At 43.6% G+C, this 18313-nt stretch carries 13 protein-coding genes; 5 read left to right on the plus strand and 8 right to left on the minus strand.

All coding sequences use genetic code 11. The features are described 5' to 3' along the window. Positions 1–383 precede the first annotated feature (383 nt). The 4 genes from AB4209_RS16980 to AB4209_RS16995 all read right to left on the minus strand — a co-directional run bounded on the left by AB4209_RS16980 (position 384) and on the right by AB4209_RS16995 (position 5115). Positions 384–2006, minus strand: coding sequence for an alpha-amylase family glycosyl hydrolase (locus tag AB4209_RS16980; RefSeq protein WP_102394257.1), 1623 nt, complete (start codon positions 2004–2006; stop codon positions 384–386). 86 nt (positions 2007–2092) lie between these two features. After that, positions 2093–2599, minus strand: a complete 507-nt coding sequence (locus AB4209_RS16985) for a glycosidase (protein WP_102394256.1) — start codon at positions 2597–2599, stop codon at positions 2093–2095. Positions 2600–2927: 328 nt separating this feature from the next. Continuing rightward, positions 2928–3737, minus strand: a complete 810-nt coding sequence (locus AB4209_RS16990) for a MalM family protein (RefSeq protein ID WP_372056576.1) — start codon at positions 3735–3737, stop codon at positions 2928–2930. A 103-nt stretch (positions 3738–3840) separates the two neighbouring features. Further along, a complete protein-coding gene (locus AB4209_RS16995; protein ID WP_372056578.1) occupies positions 3841–5115 on the minus strand; it encodes a maltoporin in 1275 nt (424 codons plus the stop codon). Between the two features lie 434 nt (positions 5116–5549). Here AB4209_RS16995 and glgX point away from each other — a divergent pair, with 434 nt between their 5' ends. The 3 genes from glgX to AB4209_RS17010 all read left to right on the plus strand — a co-directional run bounded on the left by glgX (position 5550) and on the right by AB4209_RS17010 (position 10398). Beyond that, positions 5550–7535 (plus strand): glycogen debranching protein GlgX, encoded by a 1986-nt coding sequence (gene glgX / locus AB4209_RS17000; protein WP_372056580.1) that lies wholly within the window; start codon positions 5550–5552, stop codon positions 7533–7535. A 240-nt stretch (positions 7536–7775) separates the two neighbouring features. Continuing rightward, entirely contained in the window at positions 7776–9518 is a 1743-nt protein-coding gene (locus tag AB4209_RS17005) for a diguanylate cyclase (protein ID WP_372056582.1), read from the plus strand. Positions 9519–9669: 151 nt separating this feature from the next. Then, positions 9670–10398 carry a tRNA (adenine(22)-N(1))-methyltransferase TrmK gene (locus AB4209_RS17010; protein WP_017069730.1) on the plus strand — a complete coding sequence of 243 codons (729 nt, stop codon included), beginning with the start codon at positions 9670–9672 and terminating at the stop codon, positions 10396–10398. 105 nt (positions 10399–10503) lie between these two features. Here AB4209_RS17010 and AB4209_RS17015 read toward each other — a convergent pair whose 3' ends face one another. Then, on the minus strand, positions 10504–11448 hold the full coding sequence (locus tag AB4209_RS17015; protein WP_372056584.1) for an acyltransferase: 945 nt from the start codon (positions 11446–11448) through the stop codon (positions 10504–10506). Positions 11449–11779: 331 nt separating this feature from the next. On the opposite strand from AB4209_RS17015, the gene AB4209_RS17020 reads away from it, so the two are divergent. Together AB4209_RS17020 and AB4209_RS17025 are read left to right on the plus strand one after the other, a co-directional pair. Next, on the plus strand, positions 11780–12580 hold the full coding sequence (locus AB4209_RS17020) for a ferredoxin--NADP reductase (RefSeq protein ID WP_017058858.1): 801 nt from the start codon (positions 11780–11782) through the stop codon (positions 12578–12580). 612 nt (positions 12581–13192) lie between these two features. After that, positions 13193–14185 (plus strand): 2-hydroxyacid dehydrogenase, encoded by a 993-nt coding sequence (locus tag AB4209_RS17025; RefSeq protein WP_372056586.1) that lies wholly within the window; start codon positions 13193–13195, stop codon positions 14183–14185. Between the two features lie 120 nt (positions 14186–14305). Here AB4209_RS17025 and AB4209_RS17030 read toward each other — a convergent pair whose 3' ends face one another. From AB4209_RS17030 to AB4209_RS17040, 3 genes are all read right to left on the minus strand, one after another. Beyond that, positions 14306–15178, minus strand: a complete 873-nt coding sequence (locus tag AB4209_RS17030; RefSeq protein ID WP_372056588.1) for a patatin family protein — start codon at positions 15176–15178, stop codon at positions 14306–14308. 217 nt (positions 15179–15395) lie between these two features. Continuing rightward, positions 15396–16847 carry a catalase gene (locus AB4209_RS17035; RefSeq protein ID WP_372056590.1) on the minus strand — a complete coding sequence of 484 codons (1452 nt, stop codon included), beginning with the start codon at positions 16845–16847 and terminating at the stop codon, positions 15396–15398. A 199-nt stretch (positions 16848–17046) separates the two neighbouring features. Next, a complete protein-coding gene (locus tag AB4209_RS17040; protein ID WP_372056592.1) occupies positions 17047–18216 on the minus strand; it encodes a glycerate kinase in 1170 nt (389 codons plus the stop codon). Positions 18217–18313: the final 97 nt, after the last annotated feature.

An 18313-nucleotide genomic window follows, 5' to 3' on the forward strand; every position in this document is an offset into this window, starting at 1 on the left:
CAAAGTATGCTCCCGCCCTGATGGATAGAAGGGCTTCGTTGTGGATTTCATTATAATTTCCCATTAGTTATATAAATCCACAAAAAGATAAACATAACAATTACACATGGGTAAGCCTTAAATCACATTTTGACTTTGCATGAATGTGAATATTCTCATTATCGTGCAGCACATCTCACAAACTGCGTACTGTTTCTTTCAATTTTTAGCAGCGAATGTTCGATATAAAACAAATAGATGTAGAAAGGAAAACTGGGATTCAACGTGCAATATCGCCACCGAAGAACAAGAAAGAACGGCATCTTAGACAAAGAGACGAAAAAACCAAGCGTGCGCCTATGGGGGTCAGCAGCAACACTTGGCTTTGGATAAATGGGGAAAACTTATTGTCCGCTTTGTATCACTTTGAAGAAGCGCCCTTGTAATGATGACATCGGGATCTGGTATTGCCCGTTACTTGGTGTGATTTGTTGGTTAGTGATTAAATCCACCAGCGCTTGATTGCTACCGACTTGCGCTTCTGTCAACACTATGTTGCGAGCACTCTCAAGGGTATTCAAAGCAAATAAGACTTGGTCATCGCCAGATACTTTCAAGTCCACATAACTGCCATTGCTTGCTACCAAGTTAGTGCGGCTGCCTTGATACAAAGCAGGATGAGCAGCACGCATAGCCATCAATGACTTAACGTAGTTTTTCAGGTCAACTTGGTTGGCATCTAGGGTCGCGGTTACGCCTTCAATCTTGGCGCTGCTTCGTGCGACGTGATCATCACACACTCCTCGAATGGCACAGGTGTTGTTGTCTTCTTTCACAGCGAAACCGTCAACTTGATCGCCAATTTCATCGCCGTAATAAAGCGTAATAGGCCCAGAGTAAGCGGCTTGAAACGCAAACGCCGCTTTGTGACGTTGCCAATATTCTACGTCGTTCACATCAGCCAACCCACCACGTTGAAGTAAATCGCCAAAACGAACTAAATCGTGATTACCGATCATTAAGTTCGGCTGTGCATGGGATGGATATAAGCGGTGCGTTTGGTAGCCATTGTCTAACCAATCGACACCTCGCCCCCCCAGGCCACTTTCATTAACCGCTAATGTTTCTACGATTCGATAGCGCATAGGGAAATCAAATGCCGAGCACAACGCAGGTTCAGCAGACGCACCGTAGGCGTCACTTCCAATCTCTGATTCGCCTTTCCAGATCTCAGCTACCATGTAACCCAAAGGATTAACTTGCTCCCAATTCGCATTGGTGTATGTCACACTTTGCGAGGCTTCATCCACCGCTTTGCGGATTTGTGTCAATGCATCGGTTGGAACTTGGTACGCTTGGTCTAAACGCCAACCATCAATTTTTAGCTCTTTTACCCAGTAAGTCGCGACTTCTTTATAGAAATCCAAGCTTGCTGGGTAATCCAATGGATTACTCGAACCAGAAGGTAACAGCCCTGATGGAGATGGCTTAATCAACCCTTCTTTGTGATGACCAAACACGCCATCAAAGAAAACATACAAGCCGCGTTTGTGCGCTTCATCTACCAGCGTTCTCGCGGTTTCCAAATCACCAAAACGAGGATCAATCTTAAAATAATCCGTGGCAAAGTAGCCCGTTGCATCCAAACGATCGGCCCAATGGTCTTGTCCCGTGATCGCTTGGGACTCAAAAATCGGAGTAAGCCAAATTGCGTTCATACCCAAACCTTGGATGTAATCAAGCGAATCAATAATCCCTTGAAGATCACCATTGTGATGACTGGTGCCATAACCCGTTCCATGGCCTATGTTCGAATCTCCATCTACAAAGCTTTCAACCATGATTTGATAAGTCCGAAGCTGATTGCTTTGCTCCATTACATTCGCTTGGCAGGCGTAACTTGTATCGGGCAACGGTGTGCTGCCACTATCACTTCCACCTGAGGAGTTGCACGCTGATAATACACTTACAACACTCAACGCTATAAATGATTTACTCAGCAATTTATTATATCGAACATTATGCATTAAGTTCTCCTGAATAAAATTAACCCCAACATAGTTTCATGTAGGGGTTAATAATTAAAACAAACTTCAAATAACCAAATGGAATATTATTTACATTTATTAATCATAATATTAAGTGGTTTTCCATCTCCTTCAAACCGAAGGCTCCAAACGTATTCCCCATCTTCATCAATATCAACCGAAGTATCTGTACCGTAACCACCAAATGTGAGTGGCGTTAATTCACCAACATTCATTACATTACCTTTTGCAGTAAATTGAGGGGACCACAACTCTGTCGCATACTGCATTTTGTAAGAGCCTGATTTTTCTTGCGTCACCACTTGATAGAAGTTATTGCCTTTGTATATATACTTACGTTGAGGTACATGTTTCCAATCAGAATCAGCAAACGTGCCTACGACAAACAGAGGTTTAGAAATCGGGCCTTTCGCCATACTATCTGGGTTGTCACAAGCGGCCATGAAGGCAACAACTTCCTCTTGAGATAAATTAACAATAGGCTCAGCAGCTCCGTCTGATTCTGCTGTCGATTGACAACCAGCAAGAGTAAAAAGCAAGGCAGCAGCAAGTGATGTTTTCATCATGTTCATTTTCACGTTAATTCCTTTTTAATATTACAAAGTAAATAAAAACTCACCAAGTTGGTAAAAGTTTAATATTTAAAAAGAACAAAATATCGAACTACCGATAAGGAGTATTATTCCATATCTTGCTGGTCCAGATTACTTTGATAGGTTTAATTATTTCCTAATCGATGACGATTGAGGTTGGAAATACAATTTAATTATTGATCTATTCAATATAAAAAAACAAAGTAAAAAAACAAATTTGTGAATAAGGTAACTATATGTAGGGGGGAGCTTTAAACACTCAAATAGAGTAATAAAAAAGGTCAGCATATCGCTGACCTTTTTGAAATTATTTTGTATTTACTGCTTTCACAAATACTTCTTTTGCACCTTTGATGCCCAACTCTTTCGCTTCATCAAGCAGTGTTAATGCTTTCGGAATATCGTTAGCCGCGACCGCTGCTTTAATCGAGCTGTGGTAGTAGCTGGTTAAATCCGTACCTTGTGGGATGTTGTCGTTTTTCGCGACAATTTTAGTATTCACGATATCGTTCGCGGATACTGAGAAGCGGAACTGACCAAGTGGTCTGTGTTTCGCTTGAGGATCTGCAATATCTGGTGGCTGAGTGTAATTTGCCAGTGCGAAGGCTTTTGCAGGGTGAAGAACTTCAGAACTTCCTTTTAAATCTGCGGAAGTTGTGTAAACCAGTACATGCAAGTCATTACCCGTCATGTCTGGAATCACGTTCATTTCAAGTACAAACTTATCGTTATCCAACAGTTTTGCTGGCTCGTACTTAAACTTTGAGAAATCTGCTTGGTAAATAGTTTCGCCAGCCGTATTCATTACCATAACGTTAGGAGCGAAGAACTCTAGATTTTTGTTTACAAATGTCTCTAGTTTGATATCGAGACTGCCGCGATTACCTGGTAACACGAACGCTGCAATTGCGCCAGCGCTATTACCATCTAACAACATTTGGCTTTTGTCAGTCAAAGCGAACTCAGTAACCACAGGCACATCAATTGGTACCCATTGAATGTCGCCCGATTGCGTGATCACTTGTTGCTGACCTTTCGGGTTCATATCGACTTGTTCTACAGAAGTACAACCTGTAGCCAACATTCCCAACAGTACGGGAGCAAGCCATTTTTTCATTACCTTCTACCTCGACTCATTATTGTTTTTTTGAAATAAATACAGCCAGATAAGGTTCTGGCTGTATCATTCTAGGACAATTTAGGACTTAGTGGCTAGATGATTACCACCAGGCTTCAGCTTGTACACCGAATTGGAATGTATCGTCTGAACGACCGCCGTCAAATGCGTTAGAGTTGTCGTCTTTATCTGCAGTTAGGTACGACGCGTAAACGCGGATTTCAGGACGAGCCCAGAAGCTAGAGCCAGCAGACCATGCTTGAGCAACAGTTAGTTTACCGAACTTGTTCTCTGCACCGTCGTTATCATCGATAGCGTAACCAGCTTCGAAGATAGTTTTGTGGTTGTCATCCCATTTGTACATTGGACGTACAACTACAGACATTGCTTCCCACTTGTCTTGGCCAGCCCACATGTCTTCACCAACACCGTATACTAACTGGTGACCCATTTCCCAGTTTTCGCCCATGCCGATTACACCCCAGTTGATTAGGCGGTAACCAGATGCGCCACTGTCAGCTTCTGCACCGTACCAGCTACCGTCGCCGTAGAATGCCATTGTTTTAGAGTAGCCTTCTGTACCGTACTGGAATACTGTTTTGTTGAAGCCTGAATCTAGACCTTGAGTCAATTCAGCAGTGAACATTACACCGTCTTCTGCATCTTTAGTGCTGTTTGGTGCGTCGTCAGTTTCGTTAACTAGAGCGTAGTTTAGACCTAGTTCTAGAGAGCCGTTTTCCCATACTGGAAGACCAGCGTAACGTACGTCTAGAGTGTTAACGTTTGCATCGCCGCCATCGTTACCTGGGTCAGCGATATCGCCACGGTCGTTACGAACCCATGCAAAAGATACTTTACCTGGACCAGCTTCGATGCCTTCAACACCAGCGCCCGCGCCAGAGATGTTCCAGTAGTAGAAGTCAGAGATATGGATGTCGTGACGTTGGTAGTAACGCTTACCTGCCCATAGAGTCGCTTCAGGAGCGAAATCTAGAACACCTTTAGCTTGAACGTTGAATTGGCGTAGCGCGAATTGTGCATCATCAACACATTTAATATCGCCAGCGTCGTCAAGACCACAGTTAGTAGAAGTGCTTTCCCAATCGTTTGAACCGTTAGAAGTCATTGCAAACATAGAGTCAACGTAGAACGTTTTACCGTTGTTATTGTAAACTTCTTTACCTAGTTGAACTTCACCGTATATATCGCCTTCGTTACCTAGACGACCGATTTTGTTCTTTTCAAATGTTACTTGCTGTCCACCGTCAGCGCTAAGACCAACACCAGCACGCATGTAACCATGAAAATCTACAGCGAACGCAGAGCCAGCAGCTAACGTAGTTGCCACTGCTGCAGCAATCAAACTTATTTTTTTCATTCTTAACTCCATTAAGGACGATTTATTTTAGGTTTTTATATTTTTGCTCTCTTGCGGCAACCAAAGGCAGTAATGGTAGTCGTAAGATAGAGAGGTTTAGGGTTTCCCCTGATTCGTTTCAACGGGGTCAATATTAAGAGGGGATGACAAGTTTGACTTCCTCCGCCCCTAAGTTAATTAAGGGGGACTAGAGGGGAGTAGAAAATATACAGAATGGTGTTTTAAAGAGGTAGATCACTTAATATAGGAGGAGTAGACAGCACACAGATCTAATTATTCAACATAAGTGAGATCTAGCTCAAATATATAATTTGAACTTCATCGATGAATTATTTTTTTTACCGTAATTAATCTGTGAAGTTGCTTGACCTTACTGTGACAAAGCCTTTTACTAATAGTTCACTGATGTTGATAAACGAACAAGAAATCAAGCAATGACTAGAACGCTCGCTCGCCCTTATCCGCTAGGCGCAACGCTAGGTAACACTGGCTGCAACTTCTCTATTTATTCTCCTGACTGTAAATCTCTTTCACTCGCTCTTTTTGACGAGAACGACGAATTCACCACTTATAAATTGGAAAATGAATACGCTGATATCAGATATGTCTTTATTGATGGTATTAAAGCGGGGCAAAAATACGGCTTCATTGCCGAAACGGACAATGGCCCTATCCTGCTTTCAGACCCGTATGCCAAAGCAATAAGCGAACCGCTCGATTACGTCACGCCATATACCAATGAAAAAAGCTTTGCTATGGCGAAATGTGTCGTTGTTGATGACACCTTCGATTGGCAAGATGTAGAAAAGCCACGCATTAGTCGCGAAGATACCGTTCTTTTTGAAACTCATGTAAAAGGTCTATCTCAACTGCACCCAGAAGTGGCAGCCAATACTAAAGGACGCTACTTAGGGTTAGTGAGCCCTGAAATGCTTGCGTTCTACAAACAACAAAATATCAACTCTCTACAGCTTCTCCCCGTTGCTGCGTGTATGCATGAGCCTCATCTCTTGGACATGGATAAAGTGAACTATTGGGGTTACAACCCATATTTGTTCATGGTGCCAGACCCTCGCTACGCAGAAAAAGACGCTGTTAATGAACTCAAAACTGCAATTCGTGAGCTGCATCGCAACGGTATCGAAGTCATTCTAGATGTCGTGTACAACCACACAGCAGAAGGCGGTGAAGGCGGCACAACCTTCAACCTCAAAGCGCTAGATAGCCGCTACTACATTAAACATGGCTGTCATTACGCGAACTTTACGGGTTGTGGTAACACTGTTGACCTCACCCACCAACCTGCACTCAACTTAGTGATGGATACACTTCGGTACTGGGTGAGTGAATTCCAAGTCGACGGCTTCCGTTTTGATTTGGCTGCAACACTGGGGCGCGAAGGTGACAACTACAACCCTGAGGCTGCTTTCTTTAAAGCCGTAGCTCAAGACCCTGTACTTAAAGAAACCAAGCTCATTGCAGAACCTTGGGACATCGGTCCGAATGGCTACCAAGTGGGTAATTTCCCGCTAGGCTGGAATGAGTGTAACGACAAACTACGAGACATCACTCGTAGCTTCTGGCGCGGTGACCAAGGCTATCTGAAAGAGTTTGCGACTCGTTTAATGGGATCGCGCGACATCTACAGTGCAGCGCACTGGCCTTACAAATTAACCGTCAACTACATCACTTACCATGATGGCTTCACCATGCAGGATCTTGTGTCTTACAAGCATAAGCACAACGAAGAGAATGGTGAGAACAACCGCGATGGACACGGCGACAACCGTTCTGAAAACTACGGTGTTGAAGGTGAAACCGAAAACCTGTTAGTTATCGCAACACGTGAAAAGCAGAAACGCAACTTCATGGCGAGTCTGCTGTTTGCGTTTGGTATTCCTCATATTTTGACAGCCGATGTGTTATCTCATACTCAAAGAGGTAACAACAACGCTTATTGCCAAGATGGCGTGACCAGCTGGCTTAACTGGGAAGATTCAGAGCGCAAGACTTACTTCAAGACTTGGTTATCTGAAATGATCTCTGCTCGTCAGCAATACATGGTGCCGTTTATTAAGGCATTCAGTGGCGAAAAGCGTAACTCTAACCGCATCTTCTGGAGCCGTGTCGATGGCACACTTATGGAGCATGACGACTGGAACCGCTTAAGCTCAGTCGCTTTGCATTTAGGTATTGGTAAAGATGGCGACGAGTTAATTTATCTTATCAACCAAACCAATGCGCCAGCACGTTTCTCGTTACCGAATGACCGTGAACAAAACTGGGTAACCATCTGTGATACCAACTCGCGAAACGTTAAACCCGGTCATGCAGAAGGTGAAATGTTGTTGTCGCCAACTTCGATGGCAATTTTGCACTATTCGCCAGATCAGGCTGATTTGATTAAAGCAAAAGCTTAGTCAGCTTAATAAAACACCGAAAACCATAGAAGCCAGTTATATTTACAGCTGGCTTTTTTGTTAGCTGAATATCACAAAAATCATTCATCCATATGGAATCATTTGCATTGATATGGTTAATGAAACTGTTTAGTATTGCCGTACTATAAAAATGAATCTATAACGTCTTTGGATATCATGGCTTTACCTAAAACATTAATTCGGCTTTTTAAACCATACATTATTTTATTAACTGGAGGGATGCTCTATCTTGCTATGACTCAGCTTGAAAAAGTAGAAACAGCAGCAACAGAACAATCATCATCAAACATTCGTATCGCAAGCTCTACCATTCGTTCCAACATCGAAGCCACATTCGGCAAACTCTATTTTTTAGAAACCAGTCTAGGCATACCTAACGCCACCGACTTTAGCGACCAAAGATTTCGCGAACTTAGCGATAATATTCTAAAAAGAACACCAAACTTCTCCGATATCATTCGATACCAACCTAACTCCCAACATTATGTCTCCACTCGTGGTCTTCCTCTCTCCAATGAACAAATCGCCACAATACAATGGCATTCAATAGACGGTGTTGTAGAAGATTTCTACATCTCTTCCGTTTACCAAAAAGCCGATGGACGATGGGTTTTCGCCGTTAAACACACTGCAGAAAAGCTCAACGAAGAAATCTGGATTGAGTTTGATTTAATGCATACCACGCAAGGTTTAAGAGATTTAAAAACGCTGAATAATGGCTATGTATTTGTTGTAGACAGGGCAACAGAGCGACTGGTATTCCACCCGGATCCACAACGTATCGGTTCTAAATCCATCAGCTTCCATGCAGGGATCAGCCACCAACTATCTCAAGGTGAATTGGCGGGCAAACATGAATACTACTATCAAGATAACTTCAAAATATCGGTATTTGACGCAGACAACAGCTTAAATTGGGTGTTCATTGCGGGCACTGATCGCCATGACATCTTAACCAGCTCACATCAATTTACGTTGACGGGCTTAGTACTGGGCTCACTCCTGCTATTGTGGATTGGTGCCAACTATCTGGCTTATCGTTTGAACGTGTCCTTGTCACAACTGAATAAAGTCGATGACCTTGTAAGCTTTAAACGAGAATTAAAATCCATACTGGATAGTTTCACCTACCAAAAAGGCATTCAATTCTGTCTCTATCAGCCTGAGAACCACGCATTCAGTACCATCGACTATCACGGAAACAAATCCACGGTACATTGTGACAAAGCCCTTGCAGAGCGATTTACACCGGACACTATGGCTTACCGAAGTGGTAAGTACGCCGATCCACTGGCGTGTAAACTCAAAATACACCAACGTCATTACTGTATTCCTTTGCACTCTCGTCAGCAGTTGATCGCAGTGTTGTACGTAAACGTAAACTTACCGATCAGCCAGAGTATTCTACGAATGATCCGTGATTACACTGAAGTCTCTTTGTCTAACTTACTGCTTCAACATCAATTGAGCAGCAAAGATCTGATGACGCAGTTAGACAATAAGAGCAGTTTCAGCATCGCCATCGAAAACTACGTGAGCGAGCCCGATACCTATGTCGCTCTGCTTGATATCGATAACTTCGACCACGTAAACCGAGCCTACGGTGAAGCGGTTGGCGACAAGATGATCAAGCTGACTGCAGAATCGATACGCAGTTACTTTCCCAAGCCAAAGGGACTTTGCTTGGCTCGTGTTGGAGGAAAGGAGTTCGCAGTATTATTCAAAGCCAATGATGTGAAAGATGCCAAATTCCAGCTAGACCAGTGCAGAGTCGCAATCGCGGAGAAAACCATCGTCACTCCAGATATCACCTTATCGCTAGGGGTTAGCGTGGGATACTCGCAAATAGAGGGTGAAACAGACTCAGCTTTAGCGCTGGCGGAACAAGCGAAACTTATCGCGCAACAACTTGGTAAGAACCGAGTGGAAGGCCACATCAGGGCTGTTGCAAAGGCTTCATAGGTTGTCCTAACAAGCTCACTTTATCCTTTACTTGGATACCGATGAAAACAAAGCACCTAGGAATCATACCCTAGGTGCTTTTGTTTTTATGGAAAGTCATTACAATGCGCGTTCAACACGACAATACCCCTTTTCTAACGACACGAGCCTTATGAAGCTAAGTAACCGACTGCAAACTCTCCATTCCCTTGTCAGCAATGACTACCAACATATTTGGGACTGTTGTTGTGATCACGGATTCTTGGGTGTTCAACTGTTGTCGGATAACAAAGCACCTCAGCTTCACTTTGTCGATATTGTCCCGTCTCTTATGAGCGATTTGGAAAGCAAACTTACGCGTTACTTTCCGCAAGGTGCAATAGCAGAACAGAAAGTGACTAGCCAATGGCAAGTCTACTGTATGGATGTCGCCGCTATCCCGCTTGAGAAACATACTGGCAAACACCTGGTGATTATTGCGGGCGTCGGTGGCGATCTTACTCAAAAGCTCGTCGATGATATTCATCGTCAACACCCAGACAAAGCGATCGATTTCTTGCTTTGTCCGGTGCATCAGCAATTCGAGTTGAGAAGCCATTTAAAGGCGATCCATTTTGGTCTTATTGATGAAGTGTTGATTGAAGAGAACCGTCGTTACTACGAGATTTTATTGGTGAGTAATAGTCGCGGTGATTCAGAAAAGAGCCAAACCGTTAGCGAGATATCAAACGTCGGTGACAAGATCTGGACACCAAGTTGTGATGAACAAGTGAAGGTATCACAGCAATACAAAGCCAAAACATTGCAGCACTACTTACGTATCCATCAAGGACAAGAGAAGCAAGGCAAACCTAGCCAAGTAAAGCATATTATTGATGCTTACCAGGCGGTTAAGCCATAGTAAGTACTAACTTAATGGTTTGAATATTAAGAAAGTCAAATTAATAAAAAAGCCGATAGTTCAATGAGCTATCGGCTTTATTAATGCTATCGATTCAGTTTTAGTTTACTGTTCTTGTTTCTTATAAGCCACATCAGGCTCGTCAACTGCCTCTACCTCAGAAGGCTTATCAACCCCATAAACCGTATCAAGGTAGACGTCTTTCTCTTTCCACGTATTGTTCAACCAATTGTGGAAGCGACGTTTAAATGCCTTATCTTCAAAGTAATTACCGTTCACGTTCTCATCCATTGGATGCAATTTAATACGCACAACGACCTTCGTCATTTTGCCCTTCAGCATATCTTCAAACGGAGAGGTTTGGTTTTCAGGGTAAGCTAAGGTCACATCCACGATGCCATCCAAAATTGGGCCCATTGCAGATAAAGCAAACGCCACACCACCTGTTTTTGGCTTCAGTAGGTGACGGTAAGGGGTTTTCGCTGACGCCAGTTTCTCGTGGTTTGCACGAGTCCCTTCAACAAAATTAACCAATGTTGTCGGTGCTAATTTGAACTTAGTACACGCTTTATTGATTGCATTAAAATCATCATTACGGCGTTCTGGGTTGCGTAATAGGAACTCACGAGAGTGGCGTCTCATGAATGGCATATCTAAGCCCCAGCAGGCCAAGCCAACAAATGGTACGTACAACAATTCATGTTTCAAGAAGTACTTCGTCATCGGCATTTTGTCTTTTAGGATTGAAGACAAAATCACAATATCTGCCCAGCTTAGGTGGTTAGACATCATCAAATACCACTGCTTGGTCGAAATATCTTCCCCCCCTTCCACTTGCCATTCGATATCGTTATTGGCGTTCAACATCCATAAATTAAGAGAAGCCCAACACCAGAATGTGAAGTTAGCTAAGCGAGTGCATGATTTTTGAACGACAGAAATTGGCAAAATAAGTTTGATTAGGGCAAACAGGCTCACAGCCAATGCGGTGAATGCAGTATTAATGGTCACGAACAATACGTTCAAGGCCATACGAAGATTATCAAGCATAAAACACAGTTATATTGAGAACGAAAGCCGCCATTATACGCATCTATAAATTATTCTCTTCAGTAATTGATTGAATATCCTAGGGGTCAAACCACTCAACCTATGTTAACGATGTTCAACCAGCTAAAGTCTATTAAAACGAAACCAAAACACATGCACGAGTCATTTAGACTCAAATAGTATATTGTCTTTTTGACAACATTCGACCCAATAATTAACCTTTAATCAGTATTGATAAGCATTCTCATTATTGGCGTGGTACATGCAACTCTAAAGTGTAAATAGTTGAGTATCCTTAATGAGATAACTTCTCTTCTTAAAGGTGGATGATATGACAGATATTCCTCATGGTTTAGTTACAGGCAAAGTCCTAAACAAAACAGAATGGACAGATCAATTGTTCTCACTCCAGGTTAGTGCACCTGTCTCTTCTTATCAGGCAGGTCAGTTCACGAAACTTGGCTTACTTAACAGTGAGGATGAGTTCGTAAGACGCGCCTATTCGATGGTGAACGCGCCAGAGCACGAACAAGGTCATCAACATCTGGAATTTTTGATTATTAAGGATCAGAACGGTCAGCTTTCACCTCAACTTCATGAGTTGAAGATGGGCGATGACATCTTTGTCGGCAAAGACCCAAGTGGCTTTATGACCTTAGATGAGATCCCAGAGATCGCCGACGATCTATGGATGCTTTCAACCGGAACCGCGGTAGGCCCATTTATCTCAATACTTGAGAGCATGCAGATACAGCAAAATGAGTTGGCTTCAGACAAAGCCTCTTCATTCAAGAATCTGGTTCTAGTGCATGCTGTAAGAACAGAGCAAGACCTGACTTATCGAGATCGTATCACTCAACTCGTTAATCACTTTCAAGGGAGACTTAAATATGTGCCAATTATTTCTAGAGAATCAGTTACCGGAACTTTGCGCGGACGAATCCCAAATTTGTTACTTGGAGGCGACCTCGAGCAAGCCGCGTCTGTCGCTTTCAATCAAACCCGCAGTTTTTTCTACCTTTGCGGCAATCCGCAAATGGTTCGTGACACAAGCGAAGCGCTAACTAGCTTAGGTTTCGAAAAGCACTTACGCAGAAAACCCGGTCAATTCAGCAGTGAGAACTACTGGTAAATAACAACCGCCACTCGTTAGACAGAAGCACAACTTTCAAAGAACAGTTAGAGAAGAGGTTTTATATGAGTCATTTACGTATTCCGTCACACTGGAAAATTCAACGTTCCACACCCGAAAGTAAGATTCATTCAATATTGATGAACTTATAAGCAAGCAACCTCGTAATGTGATTTTTAATGTTCAATAAGTGAAGACAAAAGATCAAATAACCATAGCAATTACAATGACTAATGGTGATAGACAAGAGAAAAAAACTCTAGCACACTGAACAGAGTTGTAGGGCATGTTGACCTATCGAGCTGATTTTTGCAGCCGTTTGTGGGTTATTTATACAAGGCTGAGAATTCGACGTGTAGCTCGCCTACATGAGAATTCGATAACGCTGTAGAAAGGAACCACAAACACTGCCCGAAGGGTTCGGCTAAAATCGTTTTACTCTTTGTTGAGAGGGTTTTGCTTAGAATGACTAGGCGGCAAACCTCTCGTCGCGATTAAAACGATTTTATCTCGAACAAAACTTAACCGCGAAAGGTCAACATGCCCTTGTTTTAATCCCGTCTCAGAGAATGAATTAGTGGGTTATTTATATTTTAGGTAAGAGAGGAAGCCATGCTCAACATTGCTTTTTTTAGCTCAAAATCATACGACGAAAAATCATTCGAACTGGCAAAAGGCGAACTCAACGCTGAGTTTCATTTTCACGATTTTCGACTCACCACAACAACAGCAAAAATGGCGCACGACAACGAAGTGGTTTGTGCGTTTGTAAACGATGACCTATCGCGAGACGTGTTAGAGATTCTTGCTCAAGGCGGCACCAAGTTAATCGCGATGCGCTGTGCGGGCTTTGACAAGGTCGACCTAGACGCAGCCAAAGAGTTTGGTCTGCAAGTGGTTCGCGTTCCGGCTTACTCACCAGAATCGGTAGCAGAACACACGGTTGGCATGATGATGTGTTTGAACCGTAAACTACACAAGGCATACCAACGCACTCGTGATGCGAACTTCTCTCTTGAGGGGTTAGTTGGCTTTAACTTCCACGGTAAAACGGTCGGTATGATTGGCTCGGGTAAGATTGGCCTAGCGACGATGCGAATTCTGAAGGGTTTAGGCATGAATATCCTATGCTATGACCCATATCCAACCCCGTTAGCTGTTGAGTTAGGCGCTAAATACGTTGAACTCGACGAACTTTACCAAGAGTCTGATGTGATTTCTCTACACTGCCCAATGAGTAAAGAGAACTACCACCTATTAGATGCGACTGCGTTTGAGAAGATGAAAGACGGCGTGATGATTGTCAACACCAGCCGTGGTGAACTGCTGGATTCAACCGCAGCGATTGAAGCGCTCAAACAAAGCAAAATCGGCGCGCTTGGTCTTGATGTTTACGACAACGAGAAAGAGCTGTTCTTCCAAGACAAATCTAACGATGTGATTGTCGATGACGTATTCCGTCGCCTATCTGCTTGTCACAATGTATTGTTCACAGGTCACCAAGCTTTCTTGACCAAAGATGCTCTGTTCAACATCGCCAATACAACGCTCACCAGTGTTGATGCCTTCTTTGCTGGCAACACCAGCGGTAACGAACTCGTTTAATCGCTAATTGAGTTAATAGCAGACTGAGTTAAAAACAAACTAGGTCTACAAATACAAAGCCACGCTATTCTGAAGTGAACAGCGTGGCTTTGTCGTTTATTCAGTATTCTAAAACCGTTCCTAGACGCAGAAATGACAATCTTCGGTGTCTAAACCATACACGCCTTTTCGAATGGCAAGGTGCTCTTCACCCGCTTTAATGCCCATCTCATAACCTGCATTAAGAGTACTTTGATCCATAGTTAAACGCTTTACTGCGAACGCTTCTGGCGGCGCTATCACTTTAATGGTCGCATCTTTGGGTGGGTTACGAATGAACTCCAGAGACTGGTTGTAGTTTTCAGCACGCACCGCCATCGATTCAGCAATATTTGGGAATTTCTTTAATAGTTTCTTCAGCATCCATTGGTGCTTTTGAGGCTTCATTCGGTAGCTCAATGGGTGAGACAGAATCACGGTAATATCGCGTGCGCCACGGCGATATGCTTCACGAACCGGAATCGAATCGGCTACACCGCCATCGGTATAACAGCCACCAGAGAAACACGGAGTTTCACGGTAAGCGATAGGTAAAGCCGTTGTTGCTTCAACAACATTAGAAAGGTTTTCTGGCTTAATATGGTAGTAGTCTGCACTGCCCGTATCGACATTTGTGACAGCAGCAATGAGTGGGATACTTGAAAACAACTCACCACAATCGAGCGGATAACGTTGATTGGATTCGTTCCATAACCATTTAACATCTACCAAGTTACCGCCTTTGGCAAAGCGAGCAGGATTAAAGAAAGTTTTATCCGTCGCCATCATGGTGATCACATCATAACTGCGTTTTGGTGCATGAGATAAGTAACCAACAAGGTTCGACACGCCCGCAGATACGCCAATAGCAAAATCATAGGGACGGAAATCGTCTTGCATAAAGGCGTCCAACACTCCGGCTGCGAAGATGCCTCTCATTGCCCCACCTTCAACAATTAATGCGCTTTTACTCATCTCAAACTCTATTACTTTATAAACTGATAGCCGTAGGATAATCCCGTCCATCTTATAAAGATAATGGGATAGATTTATCAATTCGATAGGTAAAAACTATCAATGTGGATTATTAAATTTTTCAATGATTTAGGGTTGCTTAATAAACAGCGAGATCAAAAAAGGCCGTTGAGTGATTCACTCAACGGCCTTTCAATTAACGAATCAAGATGATTGATTACGACTTAAATTCGCTCACGTCGATTTCAAGCAGTTTACCAATGCCTTCACCGTATGCAGGGTCAGCTTTGTAACAGTGTCTTAGGTGACGCAATTGAATCTCTTTTGGCACGCCGCCTAGGTTGCGAGCAGTGTTATCAAAAAGAATCGCTTGCTTCTCTGGTGTCATTAGGCGGAACAAGTCACCCGGTTGCGAGAAGTAATCTTCATCTTCGCGGTGATCCCAGTGTGCTGCTGCGCCATCTAGGTTCAGTGCTGGTTCAGCGAAATCTGGTTGATCAGCCCATTGACCTTCGTTGTTTGGCTCATAACCTAATGTGCCACCGAAGTTACCATCGACACGCATCGCGCCATCACGGTGGTAGCTGTGTACTGGGCAACGAGGCGCATTCACTGGAATGTGCTGATGGTTTACACCCAAACGGTAACGTTGTGCATCACCGTAAGCAAACAGACGACCTTGCAGCATCTTGTCTGGCGAGAAGCTGATACCTGGAACTACGTTCGCTGGGTTGAATGCTGACTGCTCTACTTCTGCGAAGAAGTTTTGCGGGTTACGATTTAGCTCTAGCTCACCCACTTCGATCAACGGGTAATCTGCATGAGGCCAGATCTTAGTCAAATCGAAAGGGTTGTATGGAACCTTCGCTGCATCCGCTTCTGGCATCACTTGTACTTTCAACGTCCATTTCGGGAAATCTTGGTTATCGATGCTGTCTAGCAAATCACGTTGGTGGCTTTCGCGATCATCACCGATCACTTGTGCCGCTTCTGCATCAGAAAGGTTCTTAATACCTTGCTGAGATTTGAAGTGGAATTTAACCCAGAAACGTTCGTTGTCAGCATTGATGAAGCTGAACGTGTGACTGCCGAAACCATGCATGTGGCGGTAAGTCGCAGGGATACCACGGTCACTCATTACGATAGTAATTTGGTGCAGAGCTTCCGGCAAAGAAGTCCAGAAATCCCAGTTGTTTTTCGCGCTACGCATGTTGGTGCGTGGGTCACGTTTCACCGCGTGGTTTAAGTCAGGGAACTTAAGAGGATCACGAAGGAAGAATACTGGCGTGTTGTTGCCCACCATATCCCAGTTGCCTTCTTCAGTATAAAACTTCAATGCAAAGCCACGAATATCACGTTCAGCATCGGCAGCACCGCGCTCACCCGCAACTGTTGTGAAACGTGCAAACAAGTCGGTTTTTTTACCTATTTCAGAGAACAATTTTGCCTTGGTGTATTTTGTGATGTCGTGTGTAACGGTAAATGTGCCGTAAGCACCTGAGCCTTTCGCGTGCATACGACGCTCTGGAATCACTTCACGATCAAAATGGGCCAATTTCTCCAAAAACCAAACGTCTTGAAGAAGTTGTGGACCACGTTTGCCCGCCGTTTGAACATTCTGGTTATGAGCGACAGGACAACCCGCAGCTGTGGTCAGTTTTTTACTCATGGTCTATTCCTTAAGGTTAAAGATATCGCATCGTTGCCACATCTTAGATTTAAGTGGATTCAATACTTTAAAAACCACTAAAACAATATGGATAAAGAATAGACCTGAGTTGGCAGAAAATATAATCGTTTATATTTATCGTTGTTATCTATGAAACCTATTGAACTTCACTGCGAATAAGCCTATGTATAACTTCGGTTTATTTAAAAATGGCATGGCCTAACCTCAGAGTTGAGGCAATGTTCCTCGCCGTTCTGGTTAGGTTCAATTCAGCTTCTCGCAGTACTTGCTCGAGTGACTGAGGAGAGCGCACTGTACCAAACAAGCTGTTCATTTCACCATATAAGGCTTCGACTTCTGTACCTAAAGAACCTGCAATCCCTATGGTCGGAATGCCTTGTAAGCTCGCACGTTTGGCAATGCCATAAGGCGTCTTTCCTTGCAGAGTTTGATTGTCCATTTGCCCTTCACCGGTAATCACAAGATCTGCGCCTTTCAATACTTCATCGGCTTGCAAAACATCAAGCACCATCTCAATACCCGGTTTAATCTGCATGTTAAACAACAAACCAAGCCCCATTGGAGCACCACCAGCCGCGCCATAACCAGTACGCTTGTGAACGGGATCATCCCCACGAACACAACCTTGCGATTCAACTACTTGAGCAAAATTCTCAAGCGCCTTATCAAGCATCACAACTTGTTCTGGGCTTGCGCCTTTTTGTGGGCCGAATATATGGCTAGCACCGTTATCACCACACAACGGATTATCGACATCGCACGCCACAATTAACTCGATATCAGCATAGCGTGAATCTAAACCAGTAAGATCAATCGATGATAAATCAGCTAGTGCAACGCCACCTCGGTTAAGCTCTTGCCCTGCATTATCTAACAGTGTCCCACCTAATGCTTGAACAATACCTGCACCGCCATCATTAGTTGCACTGCCACCCAATCCAAGAATAATCGTTTGAGCGCCCTGCTCTATCGCCTCCAAAATCAATTGCCCCGTTCCGAATGAAGAAGCAATCAATGGATCACGCTGCTCTGGTTTCAACAAGTCCAAACCCGATGCAGCAGCAATTTCAACCAGTGCCGTTTTGTTCGGGTTGCTATTGGATGACTCAAGCATCGCCCATTCAGCATTAACTTGTTGCCCTAACGGCCCTTCGACTTGCCTATGTCGCTTTTCACCAACAAGCCCTTGGAGCAATACATCCACAGTCCCTTCACCACCATCAGCCAAAGGCAATGTTACGTATTCAGCGTCTGGGAAGATTTCACGAAAGCCCTTTTCAATACACGCCGCCACCGATACAGCCGATAGAGATTCTTTAAACGAGTCTGGTGCAATAACAATTTTCATACTGAGAGATCCAAAAGATTAGTAATTTTGATGAGTGCCCGATCCAAAAATGCCCCTATTGAAGATCAGCAAGCTAATCACTTAATAGGGGCAGTAT

Origin of the sequence: Vibrio sp. 10N.286.48.C11 (genome assembly GCF_041469805.1) — a bacterium.
Taxonomy (GTDB): domain Bacteria; phylum Pseudomonadota; class Gammaproteobacteria; order Enterobacterales; family Vibrionaceae; genus Vibrio; species Vibrio crassostreae_C.

Bases quoted from the DNA above. Each gene is read 5' to 3' on its own strand.
- AB4209_RS16980 (WP_102394257.1), bottom strand. From the start codon at position 2,006: ATGCATAATGTTCGATATAATAAATTGCTGAGTAAATCATTTATAGCG.
- AB4209_RS16985 (WP_102394256.1), bottom strand. From the start codon at position 2,599: ATGAACATGATGAAAACATCACTTGCTGCTGCCTTGCTTTTTACTCTT.
- AB4209_RS16990 (WP_372056576.1), bottom strand. From the start codon at position 3,737: ATGAAAAAATGGCTTGCTCCCGTACTGTTGGGAATGTTGGCTACAGGT.
- AB4209_RS16995 (WP_372056578.1), bottom strand. From the start codon at position 5,115: ATGAAAAAAATAAGTTTGATTGCTGCAGCAGTGGCAACTACGTTAGCT.
- glgX (WP_372056580.1), top strand. From the start codon at position 5,550: ATGACTAGAACGCTCGCTCGCCCTTATCCGCTAGGCGCAACGCTAGGT.
- AB4209_RS17005 (WP_372056582.1), top strand. From the start codon at position 7,776: ATGCTCTATCTTGCTATGACTCAGCTTGAAAAAGTAGAAACAGCAGCA.
- AB4209_RS17010 (WP_017069730.1), top strand. From the start codon at position 9,670: ATGAAGCTAAGTAACCGACTGCAAACTCTCCATTCCCTTGTCAGCAAT.
- AB4209_RS17015 (WP_372056584.1), bottom strand. From the start codon at position 11,448: ATGCTTGATAATCTTCGTATGGCCTTGAACGTATTGTTCGTGACCATT.
- AB4209_RS17020 (WP_017058858.1), top strand. From the start codon at position 11,780: ATGACAGATATTCCTCATGGTTTAGTTACAGGCAAAGTCCTAAACAAA.
- AB4209_RS17025 (WP_372056586.1), top strand. From the start codon at position 13,193: ATGCTCAACATTGCTTTTTTTAGCTCAAAATCATACGACGAAAAATCA.
- AB4209_RS17030 (WP_372056588.1), bottom strand. From the start codon at position 15,178: ATGAGTAAAAGCGCATTAATTGTTGAAGGTGGGGCAATGAGAGGCATC.
- AB4209_RS17035 (WP_372056590.1), bottom strand. From the start codon at position 16,847: ATGAGTAAAAAACTGACCACAGCTGCGGGTTGTCCTGTCGCTCATAAC.
- AB4209_RS17040 (WP_372056592.1), bottom strand. From the start codon at position 18,216: ATGAAAATTGTTATTGCACCAGACTCGTTTAAAGAATCTCTATCGGCT.